This is a genomic window from Vibrio sp. 10N.261.46.A3 (assembly GCF_041472995.1).
GTDB classification, from domain to species: Bacteria; Pseudomonadota; Gammaproteobacteria; order Enterobacterales; family Vibrionaceae; genus Vibrio; species Vibrio coralliirubri.
Genome location: NZ_JBFRRH010000079.1, coordinates 14,298 through 30,902 on the forward strand (window position 1 = coordinate 14,298; position 16,605 = coordinate 30,902).

General features: G+C 41.6%; 13 protein-coding genes. 5 read left to right on the plus strand and 8 right to left on the minus strand.

Going from position 1 to position 16,605, the window contains the following annotated elements:
* Nucleotides 1-169: 169 nt before the first annotated feature.
* Nucleotides 170-1,054, minus strand: a complete 885-nt coding sequence (locus tag AB4484_RS18555) for a LysR family transcriptional regulator (RefSeq protein ID WP_102433135.1) — start codon at nt 1,052-1,054, stop codon at nt 170-172.
* A gap of 213 nt (nt 1,055-1,267) precedes the next feature.
* Here AB4484_RS18555 and AB4484_RS18560 point away from each other — a divergent pair, with 213 nt between their 5' ends.
* Complete coding sequence (locus AB4484_RS18560) at nt 1,268-1,939, plus strand: type 1 glutamine amidotransferase domain-containing protein (protein ID WP_372079718.1); 672 nt, start codon at nt 1,268-1,270, stop codon at nt 1,937-1,939.
* A gap of 148 nt (nt 1,940-2,087) precedes the next feature.
* Here AB4484_RS18560 and AB4484_RS18565 read toward each other — a convergent pair whose 3' ends face one another.
* The 7 genes from AB4484_RS18565 to AB4484_RS18595 all read right to left on the minus strand — a co-directional run bounded on the left by AB4484_RS18565 (nt 2,088) and on the right by AB4484_RS18595 (nt 9,998).
* Entirely contained in the window at nt 2,088-3,323 is a 1,236-nt protein-coding gene (locus AB4484_RS18565) for a cysteine desulfurase-like protein (protein WP_372079720.1), read from the minus strand.
* On the minus strand, nt 3,307-3,963 hold the full coding sequence (locus tag AB4484_RS18570) for a 2OG-Fe dioxygenase family protein (protein ID WP_048607150.1): 657 nt from the start codon (nt 3,961-3,963) through the stop codon (nt 3,307-3,309). The genes AB4484_RS18565 and AB4484_RS18570 overlap by 17 nt, the downstream gene beginning before the upstream one ends.
* 763 nt (nt 3,964-4,726) lie before the next feature.
* On the minus strand, nt 4,727-5,917 hold the full coding sequence (locus tag AB4484_RS18575; RefSeq protein ID WP_372079722.1) for a hypothetical protein: 1,191 nt from the start codon (nt 5,915-5,917) through the stop codon (nt 4,727-4,729).
* Nucleotides 5,914-7,605, minus strand: coding sequence for an AAA family ATPase (locus AB4484_RS18580; RefSeq protein WP_372079724.1), 1,692 nt, complete (start codon nt 7,603-7,605; stop codon nt 5,914-5,916). Before AB4484_RS18580 ends, AB4484_RS18575 begins: the two co-directional genes overlap by 4 nt.
* Nucleotides 7,606-7,829: 224 nt before the next feature.
* A complete protein-coding gene (locus tag AB4484_RS18585; RefSeq protein ID WP_372079726.1) occupies nt 7,830-8,216 on the minus strand; it encodes a hypothetical protein in 387 nt (128 codons plus the stop codon).
* Between the two features lie 186 nt (nt 8,217-8,402).
* A complete protein-coding gene (locus AB4484_RS18590; RefSeq protein ID WP_372079728.1) occupies nt 8,403-9,308 on the minus strand; it encodes a hypothetical protein in 906 nt (301 codons plus the stop codon).
* Between the two features lie 303 nt (nt 9,309-9,611).
* Nucleotides 9,612-9,998, minus strand: a complete 387-nt coding sequence (locus AB4484_RS18595) for a DUF6575 domain-containing protein (protein WP_372079730.1) — start codon at nt 9,996-9,998, stop codon at nt 9,612-9,614.
* 313 nt (nt 9,999-10,311) lie between these two features.
* Here AB4484_RS18595 and trxB point away from each other — a divergent pair, with 313 nt between their 5' ends.
* From trxB to AB4484_RS18615, 4 genes are all read left to right on the plus strand, one after another.
* Nucleotides 10,312-11,271: a thioredoxin-disulfide reductase gene (trxB, locus tag AB4484_RS18600; protein ID WP_004733400.1), complete on the plus strand. Its 960-nt coding sequence runs from the start codon at nt 10,312-10,314 to the stop codon at nt 11,269-11,271.
* Nucleotides 11,272-11,432: 161 nt separating this feature from the next.
* Nucleotides 11,433-13,217: a heme ABC transporter permease/ATP-binding protein CydD gene (gene cydD, locus AB4484_RS18605; protein ID WP_050652178.1), complete on the plus strand. Its 1,785-nt coding sequence runs from the start codon at nt 11,433-11,435 to the stop codon at nt 13,215-13,217.
* A complete protein-coding gene (gene cydC / locus AB4484_RS18610; RefSeq protein ID WP_372079732.1) occupies nt 13,210-14,931 on the plus strand; it encodes a heme ABC transporter ATP-binding protein/permease CydC in 1,722 nt (573 codons plus the stop codon). Before cydD ends, cydC begins: the two co-directional genes overlap by 8 nt.
* 224 nt (nt 14,932-15,155) lie before the next feature.
* Nucleotides 15,156-16,553, plus strand: a complete 1,398-nt coding sequence (locus tag AB4484_RS18615; RefSeq protein WP_372079734.1) for a hypothetical protein — start codon at nt 15,156-15,158, stop codon at nt 16,551-16,553.
* The last annotated feature ends 52 nt before the right edge of the window (nt 16,554-16,605 follow it).

Genomic DNA, 16,605 nt, shown 5'->3' on the forward strand with positions numbered 1-16,605 from the left:
ATCCTATTACGCGCGTCAAAAAACAAAAAAAGATAATGTATATCTATGTAAGCATTAACTTTTCTGTTTTCGGCTTTAAAGTGCGTAGCTAGAGTTAATCACGACTCTTTCCAAATCCCGTTCAGTATTAACTTCTGTCTTGTTGGCTGCCAGCTTGAAACCTTGTCGCTTATTCATTCCAATCCGAAAAGTATGCGACTAAGAAGTCGATCGCCAGTCGTGCTCTTTGGGGTAAAAAACGACGGTTTTGGTATACGACCCAACTGCTGGTTCCTGCTCCCCAATACTCTTCAAGCACCGGGACCAGCTTTCCATTAGTCAGACCGCCATTGAAACTGCTTTTAGGAAGATAAACAATCCCAAGTCCCTCTTCACATGCTTTGAGTACTGCGCTCGAATTGTTACTGCGCCAGCGCCCATGTACTCGTACTGCATTTAACGATTTTCCCTCTTTCTCAAATAACCACTGATCACTGTTAGCGATAATACAGCTATGCATTTTCAACTGCTCTGGATGAGTAGGCGAACCAAATTGCTCGATATAGTCTTTACTGGCTGCAGCCGCCATTGGACGATCGACCAACTTTCTTGCCACCAGCCCTGAATCGTCTAATCGACCATAACGAATGGCAAAGTCGATACCATCTTCGATGAAGTTCACCATCTTAGTATTGAAGTTCATTTCTATGGTGAGTTCAGGATGATCTTTGGCAAATTCCATCAGCGCTGTCGCAACATGATTTTCTGCAAATGCACCCGCAGCACTAACACGTAATGTACCGCTAAGCTGAGTTTGTTGAGACGTGACTTGTTCATTCGCTTGTTGCAGCCCAATGACCAAGTCTTTGCACTGCTGATAATAGGTATGACCCGATTCGGTCAGGCTCACCATCCGTGTTGAACGCGCAAGCAACGCCACGCCAACTCTCTCTTCCAACCTTGAAACTTGGCGACTGACATGACTAGTACTGCAACCCAACTGTTTTGCTGCTGCAGAAAAGCCGTGACACTCGGCTACCGCAACAAACTCATTAATACCTTCAAAGCTGTCCATACTTAATCTACCCGTATCTTATCTTTGCTATATAGCAACAATGTTTTGCCTGTTTAGTATATTATCACCTAATTGGTTTGGAACTAGTATTAGATACAACAAGACGGCGATAGCTAAGTAACAACACGATACCTAGCGCTTAACGAAAAGCGTCAGCATCTAATTACAGGCATCGTTTCTAAATAAAAAAACAGCAGCTCAAAGGGATGAATCATGAAAAAAATACTAATTCCAGTAACTAACCACGCAACACTTGGCGATACAGACCAAGCGAACGGTACTTACGCTCCAGAACTAACCCACGCTCTGAAAGAGATCATGGCTGCTGGATTCGAATACGACATCGCTTCTATCAATGGTGGCAAAGCCCCACTCTACGGAACGGATATTGAAGGAGATGTGGTTAACGCTGAGATCTTGGCTGATGATGACTTCCAGAACCGCATCAACAATACGATTCCAGTAAGCCAAATCAATACTGAAAGCTACGATGCTATCTTCTACCCAGGTGGATTCGGTTTGCTTTCAGATTTAGCAACCAATGAACAGTTCGCTAGCATCGCAGCAAAGCATTATGAAGATGGTGGTATTGTCGCGGCAGTATGTCACGGCCCTGCGGCGCTGCTTCCGATTGTTCTGAGCAACGGCGAGAAGCTACTAAGCTCTAAATCGGTGACTGGCTTTACACGTGAAGAAGAGATCGACTTTGGTACGATCAACGACATTCCATTCCTACTGGAAGAGTCGCTTGCTCGTAGCGCAGCACGTTTCAACAAGGTTCAACCTTGGCAAGAGCTTGTGATTGTTGATGAGCGAGTCATTACAGGTCAGAACCCAACCAGCGCACATGCTGTGGGTGTCGCCATTGTTGAGCAGCTGTCTTGATTAAAAGCGGTCTTAATCGAATCACTGGCGTTACGTAAATAAGTAATAAGCGCTGTGAAACGAAAAAGAGCATACTCCCACCTCAATATTATTGAGAGAAGCATGCTCTTTTCTAATTCTGTCGATATTAAGTGCTAGTAACTTCTCGCTAGTGACTTCGCAAGATCCCTTCAAGCACATTGAACAGTAAGTCGATCTCTTCAATCGAGTTGTAATGCATACAACCAATACGCACCACGCCCTGCTCTTCAATACCCAACTGCTTCACCAACCCTAATGCGTAGAAGTGACCATTCCACACACAGATATTATGCTCACCCAGCTTCTTAGCGATGAACTCTGGAGAATGGTTTTCAAAGGTAACGGCAAAGGTTGGCGTTCTTAGGTTCGAGTCAAACTCGGTTTTTCCATAAAGCTTTGCCCCTTCAAGATCAGACAAGCGTTTAAGGAAGTACTCACTCAGTTGGCTTTCATGCTTATTATAAAGCGCGTAGCTTTGCTCTAAACGAGAACGCAATGAGTCGGTTGGCTCGCCTAACTGCGCCAAGTAATCTACTGCTGCAATCACACCGGCAAGGCCTTCAAAGCTTTGCGTACCTGTTTCAAAACGGCCTGGGCCAATGTTTGTCGCTGGCTCAACCTTATAAGGCTTTAACGTGTGTAGCCATTGAGGTGCAACATAAGCAATGCCCACATGCGGGCCAAAGAACTTATAAGCTGAGCACGCTAAGAAATCACAATTCAGTTGCTGAACATCGATCAAGTGATGCGGTGCGTAATGCACGGCATCGACATAAACCTGCGCACCATGCTGATGTGCAAGTTCAATAACTTTTGCCATGTCGACAATAGAGCCTGTCGTGTTCGAAGCAAACGTCACCGCGACAAGCTTGGTTTTCTCGTTCAGCAGCGACTCAAAATGCGCCATATCCAAACTGCAATCCGACTCGTCTACTCGAACTTGGCGAACAATCGCGCCTTTGTCGTCTGCCGCTTGCTGCCAGCTCGATACATTCGAATAATGATCTAAAGCCGTGACGATAACTTCATCGCCCTCTTTCCAATCTCGGCTGATCGCTCGGCTCAGTTGGAAGGTCAGCGATGTCATGTTCGCACCGAACACAACGTTGCCAGAAGACTCCGCATTAAGCAGTGCTTGCGCCGCTTCTCGCGCTTGCTGCATTAAGCTTGTGGTCTTTTGGCTAGAAAAATAGTGTCCGCCTAGGTTTGAATTGAAATGCCCTAGGTATTCGGTCATTGACGCTAAAACATTCTCAGGCACCTGAGAACCACCCGGCCCATCAAAGAAAGTGACAGGCTTACCATTATGATATTGGCCTAACGCGCTAAACTGTTGGCGCACATCATTAAGAGTGAAGGACATTGCGCGCATCCTTAGCCGTTAGAACAAACACATCCATGTAGCCCATCTCGCCGTGGTCTATGGTACGAATCGGTTGTGCATTGTGCCAAAGCTTACTATCTGCAAGCATTGCCACTTCGCCATCGCCTAACACTTTTCTAAAGAATGGTGCTTCGTGGCTATCTTGATACAGCATCACTTCACCACCAACGATGTTGTGACGAGTAACACCAATGATCGCGATGTGGTCAAAACCGTCTTGGTGAACACCTTCTGGGGCAACCTGAGTTTCTTCAAAAATAGCGGCAATGCGGATTTGATGGATTTCGATTTCTTGTCCGTCTTCAAGCCCGTTGGTTTCAATAAACAGTTCACACATCTCTTGCATGCCTTCGCTGCTTAGAATTTGTGCTTCAATCGGCTCGAATTGACGAACAACGTCACCTTGAAAGTGATTAATGTCTTCAGACTGAACAAAGTTATGTTTGTCTAGCTCAACGACTTGTCCATTACTGAATTCAACCACTGAGTACCTTCTCAATCGGAACTGGCCATCCGCATGCTCTGTGCTTGGTAGCTTAGAGAATGAAGGTGACAACTCCTTAACCGCGTGGTTACTGAGGTGGGTAATATGTAGGGTATTTTCGTGAGCATGTAACATCATCGACTCCTTAATGATTGTTAATTAACTTTCGATATTTAACGTTTTATTTACATAAAGGATACTTGAAGATCTTGCCAAATCAACATTAAACAATCATTTATCCCGTCAGATTTAATAATTCAGACGCTAAATCTAATTTAGAAATAAAAAGCAGTGTATAACACCAGAATAAAAGATGACCAACTCTTAAAACTAGCACACTCCACTAGCTAGTTATAAATCCCTACAAATTTAAATTTAACGATATTATTAACTAGCAAGCCAGGTTTCATATTGTGTCAGCCCTTGCCCTTTAATACGCCAGCATCCTTGCCTGAGTTCAGCCCTCACACTCGTCATCATTCATTTCTATGCTTTTGCACAACGAAATACGACCTACCTATCAATTGCCAAGCTATTGATTATTTACACAACAAACTGAAATTGGTTAATTTATGAGTACGCCAGAAACCAAACGCCTTTGCTTGCGCGTCTGGAACAGGTCGAGTTCGGGGGGAACTCGGCCGCCCTCAAATGGTTTACTTCTTTTAAGAGAGAGAGTTGATGGTTCTCTCAGTCGCGAAAGTGCTTCAAGTAGAGTAATGTGAAGGGATTTACTTCATGGTTGTTGGCAAGCGAGAGTTTGTAGCTTCATAACAACTGACACCACTTTGAACTCATCAGCAGGGTCTCACAAATATTAGATAATATTCGCTAACACATTTATGTCCCTTAGCGAGTTAGAGACAAATAGAAAGACGCGAATCGATTGTGTTTCCTGCTAGTCTGGTAGTGGGTATGGTCTACCAGATAACTGTTGTAGAGCATCAATTTTAAATTTTTGAGAATCAGCTATTTTAGGTGACTTTAATATATCAAAAGCTAACTCCATTCTTATTGAATTAGGGTCATCTAGAATATCATCAAAGATTTCTCGATCCACACAACGACGGTATTCATACCGTTCATGAAACTCCATAAACCATTCTTTCGAAGAGTCTTGATTATAAACATTTTCAATTTTGAAAAAATCTATATTGTTATCAATTTGTTGCCCTAATTCATTTACAGTGATATTTAAATTTTCTTTTTCGTACCCATTATGAAACGAAAAATTAAAGTTAAAAAGGGCATCACTACCAACTCCATCCAAATATGGGTGAACTTTGTTTAACATTATTTTCGATTTCTTGTATGTCTGATTGCAACGGTGTCCCGAAGGAATTAAATTAGAAAGAGTTAAAGCAAGAAAAGGAAATTTTGATTTAGGATGAAAATGGTCGAGATCAGGTCTTGATCTAGCAGATGCGGCTGTTATTGTCTCGGTATTTTCTTGATTGCAGTAAGGACAAAAGTTTATATGTAAAGAACTAGTCATTTCATTACCAAAATTTTTAGCCATCTGATTATAATTGAATATATTTGCAAATTCATTTACCCAGTTAGGGAAAAGAGCTTTTTCTTCTCTGGATAATAAATTATTTCCTGACATCATACTTAGTAGTTTTTTTAAAGTTATCCTGAGCCTTGAAGCCCGGTTTTCCGATCTTAAATCATCAATTATTCTCTGTATTAGTACTGATTCTCTATTTTCTATAAGTAACAATAATCGGTCAACGACCCTATCCCTTTCTTCTCTCATCCATATTTTATTTTCATTAGGCATCAAGTCTATATCAACAATATTTTCACTTAGAACTAAACCTTCTAAATAATACTCAATACAATACCTTTCAGATAAAATTGGAACCGAATCATAAATATCTACAATTTTATCTACTAACTCCTCTGGATCTAAAAAAACAATATCATGTAGAGATTCATTACAAAATAGCCTACGCATATTTTCTTCAAAAGGGAAAGGAACATCACCTAGTAACTCGTTAAAAGCTGGATATAAAGTTTCAGTCAAGATGCTTTGAGTGTAACGTGTTATAAAGTCATCGCTATAATTCAACTCAACTTTTATCATAATCCCCCCAAAATCATATTTTGAATGTTTTTGCTCTTAATTTTTCTTACCAAGTCTCTATCATTCTCCGTGAGTTTTCCTGCATTTCTATTATCAATAATTGAAGAAATAACTTTTTTAGAATGCTCACCAAAAGTTGAATTCAAATGCATTCCATCAAGATAAAGATCTGTAATATGAGTTCCAAAACCAAATGACTCAACAACCTTTGTCTGACCCTGTTCATTTACATCCAGAGAAACAATATCCTCAGGTAGAAAGTCTCCAATAATTATTGGGGAGTGGGAACTTAATATTAACTGTACGCGATCTTGTGGAAATTCACTTTTTAAAAAATTAAGTAGCTCAGAAAAGAAAGTCCGCTGCCAATCAGGATGTAGGTACAAATCGGCCTCATCCATTACTATCAAATGATTTTCATTGCCTTTTATTTTCTCATCATTAATATAATTGTATAGCTCAGAAAAAACATTTAACTTTGCAAATTCACCTGTACTTAAACCAGACCAACCATAAGAGAAATTACTTGATATATTTGAAGGCAAGCATGAAATAAGGTAAGTCAAATCAATTATAAAATCGGTATTAAAAGACGAAACTTCATCTTCTTTATGTATTTGATATAGACTAGGGTCATGTGTCAACAAATTAGATATATGTGTATATACTTCAACAATTTTATTATATCTATTAGCAAGAATAAATGAATCTACACTGCTAAATACTGAGTCATTTCTTCTGTAAAAATCGGAACCTTTTCGTTTAATTAAATCGCTAAGTGAATCAACATTAAAATCACTCTTAATAAACAATATTAAAATAGCAAGAAAAAATGAATCCCTATTATTTTTTTCAATACAAGTTGATTGTGATATATTTCTTAGAATTGAAAGTATATTGTTTTTAAATAACGTATAAAAAGTAAAATCAGGATAACCTATTTCTAAAAATTGCTCTGGCTCTGACGGATTAATGAATTTTTTTATGGAGTCCAGCTCTTCAGAGTACTCTGAGACGAGTTTTTTATTGCTTAATAAAGAATTAACATATGCATTGGAAGAGGATTTGAATTTAAAGTTAAATTTAATTTTTGTTCTCTCAAAGCCATCAAACCAACGACTTTCACTGAAAAAGCGCATCAATCGATTTGTTCTTTTTATAAGTGTAGTTTTACTACCACTAGTATATTGAGAAAGTGAAAGATCATTTATAAAACGGCCTGAATTTTTACGTGATTCGAAAGTACTTTTTTCTACACCCGTTAAATTATTAGACTTAACAAGTCTAATTTTATTACGATTTATAAACAAACGATAATCAGGATCTATAGCGTATTCAGTAGAACTATTTATACAGTCTTCATTTAAGGCAAAGTTAATGGGGCAGATGTGATACTTACCACCTATTGAATCAAAGAAAACAATCAAACCACTTGAATCTGTAGTTTCATATGATGATTCAATAAAATTTAAAATTGTACTTTTTCCAACACCATTCTTTCCAATTATTGCACTGCAAGATAGTCCATTATAATAATCGACTCTATCTGATTTTTCATTTAATGTTAGAGTCCCATTTGAATACTTTCCAAAATGATCACCATTGATAGGGATATCAATATTGCTAAGTATCTTATGCTCCGCTATAAATATATAAGCTAACTTCATTGAATTTGATTTTCTACTCATATTTCACTCAAATAAAAATGGGGGATTATCTAATTATTAAATCACTAATAAAATAGATCCTGTCTTATTTACATATTTATCCTTATTCCTAGTTGCAACTTTAACCTCTTAAGGTTTAAACGTGCAGGAACTAATCTAGTGTTTTGCCATTTCGTTCATTATTGATAGATAATTAATAGGGAGAGCTTCAACAAAGAACTAGACCAAAAGTTCTAACTCGCCTGTTAGTCACATCTTTCGTTAGCAACTGCACTTGCTTTTGCCAGCAGTATCTCATTCTTTTGTTGCTCCAACTTTGTTTTGGTTTCTTCACAAGATGTGGCAGCTTTTAGACCATCTAGAAACTCGACTTTATCAGTGTATTCTCTCTTGTGATTTATCATTCTTACTTTGTAACGCAGGTAAGAAAGGAGGATGGTCATAGAAAATGAAATTAAACCGGCTGAGAATGCAATGGTTTGCTCGCTGACATAATGAGTGAATACAGACTCTTCAGTGAGTGTTTTTGACCAAGTTAAAAGTACGAATGTAGCAACACTTGTTAAGGTTGCGCTACTTGCTACGTCTGTTTTGTTAATGCTTTTGCCACTGGTAGCCAAATATTTAGACACTTTGGCTCCTTTTGTGACTTTCTATGGTTTCCCAAAGCGGGTCATCCTGGTGCAGGTACAGTATCTTTGAGCTTTGTTTACCATCAATATCAACAACAATTTTTACTTTTCGTGTTTTTAAACGATGCGCAATCAATGGCTTGAGATACCAAACCAAGATTACGATTACAAAAAAAAGTAGAATTGCTATATGAGCTTCCACTGTTTATCCTCTGCCGGTAAGTGCTGTTTGACCTCTGTGACGGTGTAATTTGTTGTTACTTTGCCTGTCAACTTTGTTTTTTCTTTAAACCACACACCATCAATCTCTAGTAAATCATCTTTTGCGAATATCTCTTTGTTGTCGGATACTCGCTTGAGAAACGTTGGGTCTGATATCAAAACTGTGATGCTTCGTGCTGGATTATCGCGGTCGATTAGCTTCCATTTTGACTTTGGGTTGTAACTCAATGTATCAATATAGTAAAACCCAAAAAGTTTGCCTTCATCCTCGATATGTTTATGGTTACGCCTAATCACAAGCTTATCTTTGTCTTTCTTGTCAATCTTGATTGATTTCAGCTCTTTTGAACCCTGATTAATTATCAGCGAATCTATACCATCTTCCGTTAGTGGAGTAGCGACATCACTAATTGCTGCCCTGATTTTGGAGTTTGTAAGTATTGCGCACTCAAGTTCATCAAGCACAACGCGTTCACCATCAATATCAATGTTGTACCCATTGTTATCATGCTTTATCACAATCTCAGTTGTCGATAAATCCATGCTCTTTAGGACAGTAATGACTTTATTTAATGAAGTGTAGACAGAATTATAGATTGAAGGCTTATCAATAGATTGTTGTGATTCAGATTCTGCAGTAAATAGCTTTAGCAACCACCATAGCGAGCCATCACGAAACCCGCCATCGAGCAGTATCTCTGTAGATATCTTTGAGTTGTATATACGATTGGCTTCTTTGAAAGCTTCCAAGTAAATAGTTTCAAGGCCAGACATACTGCCAGTCACATGCGACACTTTCATTTGATGATGCTTGATTCTTTCGCCGCTACCATCGTAGTGCACTTTTACTGATTGCTCGTTGCTATTCATTAAGCTTACGACGTCAAATTGTTTGAAATATCCTACAAATATGCCACTTTTCAGATAGTAAGAGAATGTGTATGGTCAATTTATTTCAACTTATGGCTCTCAAAACCACATTTTCGTAAGCGAAGCAACCTGAAATATTTAAGAGTATTTAAAGAACTTTTAAGTAATTTTGTCATCTCATACTGCCGACAAATCTTCGCCAGCTGAGTCCATGTATGCACGTTTTGGACGCAGAGTACTCTAAATTCGTTGGCTATATAGTCCAATTGTGAGCTTCAGAACCTACCCCCCCTCTTGCACCTGCTAAAACATACAATTTTCTTCAAAGTCGATTTCAAAATCAACGGGCGGTAGGTTTACTAAGTGCTTGTTTGTAGCATTCAGTTGTTCGACTTTCGCGGGCTTCCCTACTTCGTTTGTGTAGATGGTCGCGAGGTAAAGCTTGTCTGAACGGTGGAACGCATCGTGAAAGCCCACTTCTTTGTTTAACAAGCTGGCCAGCAATGGTTTGGTTATCGGAATGTAAGCCCACTTGATGCACTGCCCGTTGTCGTAGTCCCCACTCCAATACACCATAAACCTTTGGGTATTTTCATTCTTAACCGTGAAGCACTTCGGCCCTAAGATGTCTTGATACACTTCCAGTAGTTCCAATTTACCTAACTGTGTGCCTGTTGGGAGTAAGTTCATCGCTCGTTCCTCATCTTTCTAACGTTGCCTATCAAACCTCGCCTATAATCTTATAATTAAATACTGTTTTTATATACAGTTATTTGGGCGTATTTTGGTATGCCGGTTCGAAACCGAAAAAGCGGCAGCAACAATCCATGAGGAAGACGGTGGTTTCGCCGATCTTCCAGCCACGAAAACGTTTGTCTCCATTAAGTTCTAACGTATAACGATTAATTACACTTCAGCCCTTGTTTAACCTTTTATTGCCTCCATATTTTCCATACAATCCTAAGCGATTATAAATAAAAACAATTTCAATTTCGGAGTCCTCATGAGCGACGTAAAGCACTGTAATTTATTGATTCTTGGTTCTGGCCCTGCTGGCTATACAGCTGCAGTTTACGCTGCTCGTGCAAACCTAAACCCAGTACTTGTGACAGGTATGCAGCAAGGTGGTCAGCTTACAACCACAACAGAAGTGGAAAACTGGCCGGGTGATGCTGAAGGTTTAACGGGTCCAGCACTGATGGATCGCATGAAAGAGCACGCAGAGCGCTTTGAAACAGAGATCCTGTTCGACCACATTAACGAAGTAGACCTTTCAAACCGCCCTTTCCGTCTTAAAGGCGATTCTGGCGAGTACACGTGTGATGCGTTGATCATCTCAACGGGCGCATCGGCTAAGTACTTAGGTTTAGATTCTGAAGAAGCATTCAAAGGCCGTGGCGTTTCTGCTTGTGCTACATGTGATGGTTTCTTCTACCGCAACCAGAAAGTTGCAGTTGTTGGTGGTGGTAACACGGCTGTTGAAGAAGCACTTTACCTGTCTAACATCGCGTCTGAAGTTCACCTAGTTCACCGCCGTGATACGTTCCGCGCTGAAAAGATTCTAGTGAAGCGTTTAATGGACAAAGTAGAGAACGGCAACATTGTTCTTCACACTGATCGCACGCTAGACGAAGTTCTGGGCGACGACATGGGCGTAACGGGCGTTCGTATTAAAGATACTCAGTCTGATAAGACAGAAGACATCGAAGTAATGGGCGCGTTCATTGCTATCGGTCACCAACCAAACACTGAAATCTTCAAGGGCCAAGTGGACATGAAAGATGACTACATCATCGTTCAGTCGGGCCTTGAAGGTAACGCAACACAAACCAGCATCCCAGGCGTATTCGCTGCAGGTGATGTAATGGACCACAACTACCGCCAAGCAATTACTTCTGCAGGCACGGGTTGTATGGCTGCATTGGATGCTGAACGCTTCCTAGATGGCCTTAACGATAAGTAAATCTGAGATTGCAGATTTGATTATCTGAGCTCTCGCCTCAGTAGATGCAGGGCATCATCACAATTTGTTGTAAATCCCTAGAGCCCAGCGGTATATCCACTGGGCTTTCTTTTGTATACTACCCGCCCTCAACAAATAATAATTATCATTAAGCCTTCATAATGGATAAGAAAAAACAACGCAGCTTGAACAAGTGGCTTAAGCAACAGAGTAAGTTAGCGAAACGCTGGCTTATGATTGCGATTAGCCTTGGCGTACTTTCAAGCGTGTTTTTAATTGCTCAAGCAGCTCTTCTCGCCTCTATTCTTCACCAGCTGATCATCGAGAATGTCGATAAATCTGAACTGGTTGGTCATTTCGCAGGCTTGGCATTATCGGTCGTTGGCCGTGCTGGCTGTACATGGGGGCGTGAGATCGCAGGTTATCGCTGTGGTGAACAGATCCGTGTCTACATCAGGCAACTCATCCTTGATAAGTTACGTGAGCTAGGCCCTGCTTATATCAAAGGCAAACCTGCGGGTACATGGGCAACCCTATTACTAGAACAAGTAGAAGACATGCAAGACTTCTTCTCTCGTTACTTACCTCAGATGTCTTTATCGGTAATGATTCCATTCATTATTTTGGTTGTGGTGTTCCCAGTAAACTGGGCAGCAGGACTGATCTTCTTGATTACTGCTCCACTGGTGCCGATGTTCATGGCACTTGTAGGTATGAAAGCAGCCGATGCAAACCGTAAAAACTTCAAAGCACTGCAACGTCTTTCTGGTCACTTTTACGACCGTTTGCAGTCAATGACAACCATCCGTTTATTTGACCGCACAAACGCTGAAACAGAGGTACTTAAAGGTGCATCTGAAGTGTTCAGAACGCGTACCATGGATGTGTTGAAAATCGCTTTCTTGTCTTCTGCTGTACTTGAGTTCTTCACGTCGATCTCTATCGCAATGACAGCGGTTTACTTTGGTTTCACCTACATTGGTGAGCTTAACTTCGGCCACTACGGCGCTGGCATTACGCTATTCGCAGGTTTGTTTATCCTTATCTTGGCGCCAGAGTTTTACCAACCTCTGCGTGACTTAGGTACTTTCTACCACGCGAAGCAACAAGCGGTTGGCGCAGCCGAAAGTATTGTCGAGTTCCTAGAAACAGACATCACTAAAGTTAAATCAGGCGACACTCAGTTAGACCCGGCTCAAGGCATCAATATTGAAGCTCAAGATCTGAAAGTATTGAGCCCTGAAGGTGTTCAACTGGTTGGTCCTATCTCGTTCGCGCTTAACACTCGCCAATCGACTGCGTTAGTTGGCCCAAGTGGTGCAGGTAAAACAAGTTTGATCAACGCTATTCTTGGTTTCATGCCTTATGAAGGAAGCTTGAAAATCAATGGCGTTGAACTGCGTGACCTAGACTTAGCCTCTTGGCGTAAAACCATTAGCTGGGTTGGTCAAAACCCGTTGCTACTGCACGGCACAATTCGTGACAACGTCACTCTGGGTAAGCACGATATCACTGACCAAGTTGTCGAGAATGCACTTGAGCAGTCTTTTGCTAACGAATTCGTAAATGAGCACGGCTTGGATTACATGATTTCTGATCGCTCTGGCGGTCTGTCTGTGGGTCAATCTCAGCGTTTGGCTCTGGCTCGCGCAATGATTCAAGACGGCCAGTTCTGGTTGCTCGATGAACCAACAGCTAGCCTAGATACTCGTAGCGAACAGTTGGTAATGAAAGGCATCAATAGCAACATCGAAAGCCGCACTGCCCTGCTTGTGACGCACCAACTTGCCCCGCTTCAATCGGTCGATAACATTCTGGTTATGCGCGATGGTGGTCTGGTTGAACAAGGTCATTACTCTCAGCTTTCGACTGCGGGTGGTTTATTCGAAGAGATGCTTAACGCTAACTTAGCTCAACAAGACAATAAGGGTAATTTAGATGCGTGATTTACTGCCTTACCTGAAACTCTATAAAAAGCATTGGTTTGGCCTATCGCTAGGCATGCTATTGGCTTTTGCTACTCTGTCGGCTTCTATCGGCTTGTTAACGCTATCAGGCTGGTTCATTTCAGCTTCTGCGGTTGCAGGCCTTACGATTGCACGTGAAACCTTCAACTACATGCTACCAGGCGGTGGTGTACGTGGTTTGGCAATGAGCCGTACTGCAGGTCGTTGGGGTGAACGTGTTGTTAGCCACAATGCGACATTCAAACTGTTAACTGATCTCCGTATATTCTTCTTCAAGAAGCTGGCTCCGCTGATCCCAGGTCGTATTTCAAACCTTCGTGATGCTGATCTTCTCAACCGTTTGGTTGCTGATGTCGATGCCATGGACCACGTGTACTTACGTTTAGTAAGCCCTGTGACGGTAGGTGTGTTCGGGATCTTCTTCCTGACTCTGTTCTTGATGTGGTTCGATAGCTCACTAGGTTTAATCTTAGGTTCTATCCTTCTTATCATGCTGTTGGTTTGGCCAATCTTGTTCTACAAGCTGGGAAAACGTAACGGTGGTGAGCTAACACAGAACAAAGCGGATCTTCGTGTGACTACGCTAGATTGGATTGAAGGCTACAGCGAACTGACTCTGTTCGGTGCGGAAGAGCGTTACCGCAATGCAATTCTAGAAACGCAACGCAAGCTGATGGCGAATCAGTTTGTGAACGCTAACCTAACCGGTATGGCTTCAGCAGCGCTAATGCTTTTCAATGGTTTGACGCTGGTTCTTATGCTTTGGCTTGCGGCTGACGGTGTGGGTGGTAATGCACCAGACCCGTTCATCGCACTAATGGCCTTCGCAACCATGGCAAGCTTCGAGCTATTAATGCCAATTGCAGGTGCGTTCCAGCATTTAGGTCAAACTCTGTCTTCAGCACGTCGTTTGAACGAAGTGATTCTGTCTGAGCCTGAAGTTCAGTTTGCTGAAGAGAAGCTCGACATCAACAAGCCACTTGATATTACGTTCTCAAACGTGACGTTCAACTACCCTGATTCTGAGCGCAATGTTCTGAACGCTGTCGACCTAACGATCCCTGCAACAAACAAGGTTGCGATTGTGGGTCAAACGGGTTCTGGTAAATCGACTCTGATTCAGCTTCTGACTCGCTACTGGGATCCTAAGAAGGGTTACATCTCAATCGCGGGCATTGAACTGACTCAGTGGAATGAATCACAGCTTCGTGAATCAATCAGTGTGGTAAGCCAACGTGTCGACATTCTAAATGGTACTTTGCGTGACAACTTGTTGATTGCAAGACCAGAAGCAACCGATGATCACTTAGCAAATATCCTAAAAGATGTTGGCCTAGAAAAGCTGCTTGAGAATAACGCGCTTGATAGCTGGTTAGGTGACGGAGGTCGTCAACTGTCTGGTGGTGAGAAGCGCCGTATTGGTATTGCACGTGCAATCCTTCATGATGCCCCTATCCTGCTTCTAGATGAGCCAACAGAAGGCTTAGATAAGCAAACTGAGCAGAGCATCATGACGCTGTTCGAGAAGCACTTTGAAGGCAAGACGGTTATCTTCATCACTCACCGTTTGATTGGTCTAGAGCCGATGGATTCTATCGTTCTGATTGAACAAGGCGAGATTGTTGAAAACGGCTCTCACGAGACACTATTAAACGAAGAAGGACGTTACTTCCAACTTCGTCAGGCAATCTAGCTCCTTCATAAGTTATAAAGAAAACCATTCAAAGCCCGAGTTTAGACTCGGGCTTTTTGTTGTCTGTGATTCTTGTTTCGAGCAGCTCAAACAAATAACCACCGCCAATCACTTATTGCTTATTTGTAAGCATTATTAATACATTACTTACAAAAGCTTACTAAGAGCAAATGCCATTTCTTGTAACATGCTGGCTTTATAGCTTGCAGATAACTTGGTCCCCTATGGTATACAAACTCACAATTCCAACTCTAGTTCTGACTACGATGCTCACCGCTTGTGGCGGAAGTAGCGACGGTAACGCATCAAAGAATGTCATCGACGCATCAAGCGCTAGCTCAGTGGTTAGCTTAGGAAGTAATTACTCACTGCAATTCAGCGTGAAATCGATTGCTGCGGGTACAGACAAGAACGTGAACATTGATATTACTCAGTATGGTAATAATCTAAAATCTAACGGCAGCTTCGCACAAGTTCACGGCGTTCCTGAGCGCAACTACAAAACCCAAAACGATGCTGATATTACCTTCTCTGTGACGGCAACAAACTCTGCGGGTAAAACGTTTAACGTTCATAATTTCGATATTTACTACGAGAACTTTAACTCAACAACGACACCTGAAAAGCTTGCTATCGCTGAGGTTGAAAACGACATAAACAACGTCATTCGATGGAAAAAAGCAGACACCGTGACCATCAATAAGCAATTCATTATTGATAACAGCGGCATCAAATTTAATATCGACCAAATGAGGCCTATGAACCTCTATGTTCGTGTTGGCAACACTCTGAGTAATGGCATTCAATTTGTTCCATCCTTCGCTCAAAGCGCCTCAGAGACATTCTCACGAGTGCCTACGGCTGACTGTTCTGTTATCTCAAACACAACGGGTGAACTGCTTAAAAATGGCATCAATCAACGAACTTGCGTAGAGGCTCATGGCTACAAGATCCCACTGTTGATCGAAGATAAATCTGCAAACAATTCAGAGGCAAAAGTCGCTCATGTTAAGAACATCATGGAGTACTACCTTGATAGCTTCCCCGCTGAAGTGACTAAGGCTATTTACGACAGCAAAGCAGCGATGGCATTTCTATCAGATGGCAACTGGGACAAGAGAGTTGGTGACTTCTTAGAAGAAAATTACCGCTTCCAAGATCTGTTCGCGACTGAAACCACAGACACAACAACAGGCGAGAATAAACCGGACCTAGTCACTCAACGAGACGCTGCGTTTGAAGAGATCATTCACTTTGTTCACGATTACGGTGTGATGAACCTAGCGGTACAATCTTCTTCGTCGAACTGGGGTGTGATGCAGAAAGGGCTAGATGAACTGAATGAGAAAGCGATTCTTTCAGGCTCTTACTTTCCGAACGGTAAAGACTCGACTAAGGATGAAGCAGACTTAGATGCAGAATCTTATGATCAAGAGTACCTAGCCTATTCTCTGTATGCCTACTACGACCTGAACTATAAGGGTTACAACGCGCAAGAGTTAAGTTCAGCAACATTCACAGAGCTACAAGCGAACGACCCTGCGATGGTGAAGTTTATGGAGCAGTACTTCCCAACTCGTGCAGCGCTTAAAGCTAAGTTTCCAGGTTACCCGAACAACTAATTTGGGTTCATAACTCTAACTAGCACGCACAAAAAAGCCGAATGTGATATTC

What these genes read in the sequence shown, in the direction of transcription:
- trxB (WP_004733400.1), top strand. Translation starts at nt 10,312, where the DNA reads ATGAGCGACGTAAAGCACTGTAATTTATTGATTCTTGGTTCTGGCCCT.
- AB4484_RS18580 (WP_372079724.1), bottom strand. Translation starts at nt 7,605, where the DNA reads ATGAGTAGAAAATCAAATTCAATGAAGTTAGCTTATATATTTATAGCG.
- AB4484_RS18590 (WP_372079728.1), bottom strand. Translation starts at nt 9,308, where the DNA reads ATGAATAGCAACGAGCAATCAGTAAAAGTGCACTACGATGGTAGCGGC.
- AB4484_RS18570 (WP_048607150.1), bottom strand. Translation starts at nt 3,963, where the DNA reads ATGTTACATGCTCACGAAAATACCCTACATATTACCCACCTCAGTAAC.
- cydD (WP_050652178.1), top strand. Translation starts at nt 11,433, where the DNA reads ATGGATAAGAAAAAACAACGCAGCTTGAACAAGTGGCTTAAGCAACAG.
- cydC (WP_372079732.1), top strand. Translation starts at nt 13,210, where the DNA reads ATGCGTGATTTACTGCCTTACCTGAAACTCTATAAAAAGCATTGGTTT.
- AB4484_RS18565 (WP_372079720.1), bottom strand. Translation starts at nt 3,323, where the DNA reads ATGTCCTTCACTCTTAATGATGTGCGCCAACAGTTTAGCGCGTTAGGC.
- AB4484_RS18595 (WP_372079730.1), bottom strand. Translation starts at nt 9,998, where the DNA reads ATGAACTTACTCCCAACAGGCACACAGTTAGGTAAATTGGAACTACTG.
- AB4484_RS18615 (WP_372079734.1), top strand. Translation starts at nt 15,156, where the DNA reads ATGGTATACAAACTCACAATTCCAACTCTAGTTCTGACTACGATGCTC.
- AB4484_RS18575 (WP_372079722.1), bottom strand. Translation starts at nt 5,917, where the DNA reads ATGATAAAAGTTGAGTTGAATTATAGCGATGACTTTATAACACGTTAC.
- AB4484_RS18555 (WP_102433135.1), bottom strand. Translation starts at nt 1,054, where the DNA reads ATGGACAGCTTTGAAGGTATTAATGAGTTTGTTGCGGTAGCCGAGTGT.
- AB4484_RS18560 (WP_372079718.1), top strand. Translation starts at nt 1,268, where the DNA reads ATGAAAAAAATACTAATTCCAGTAACTAACCACGCAACACTTGGCGAT.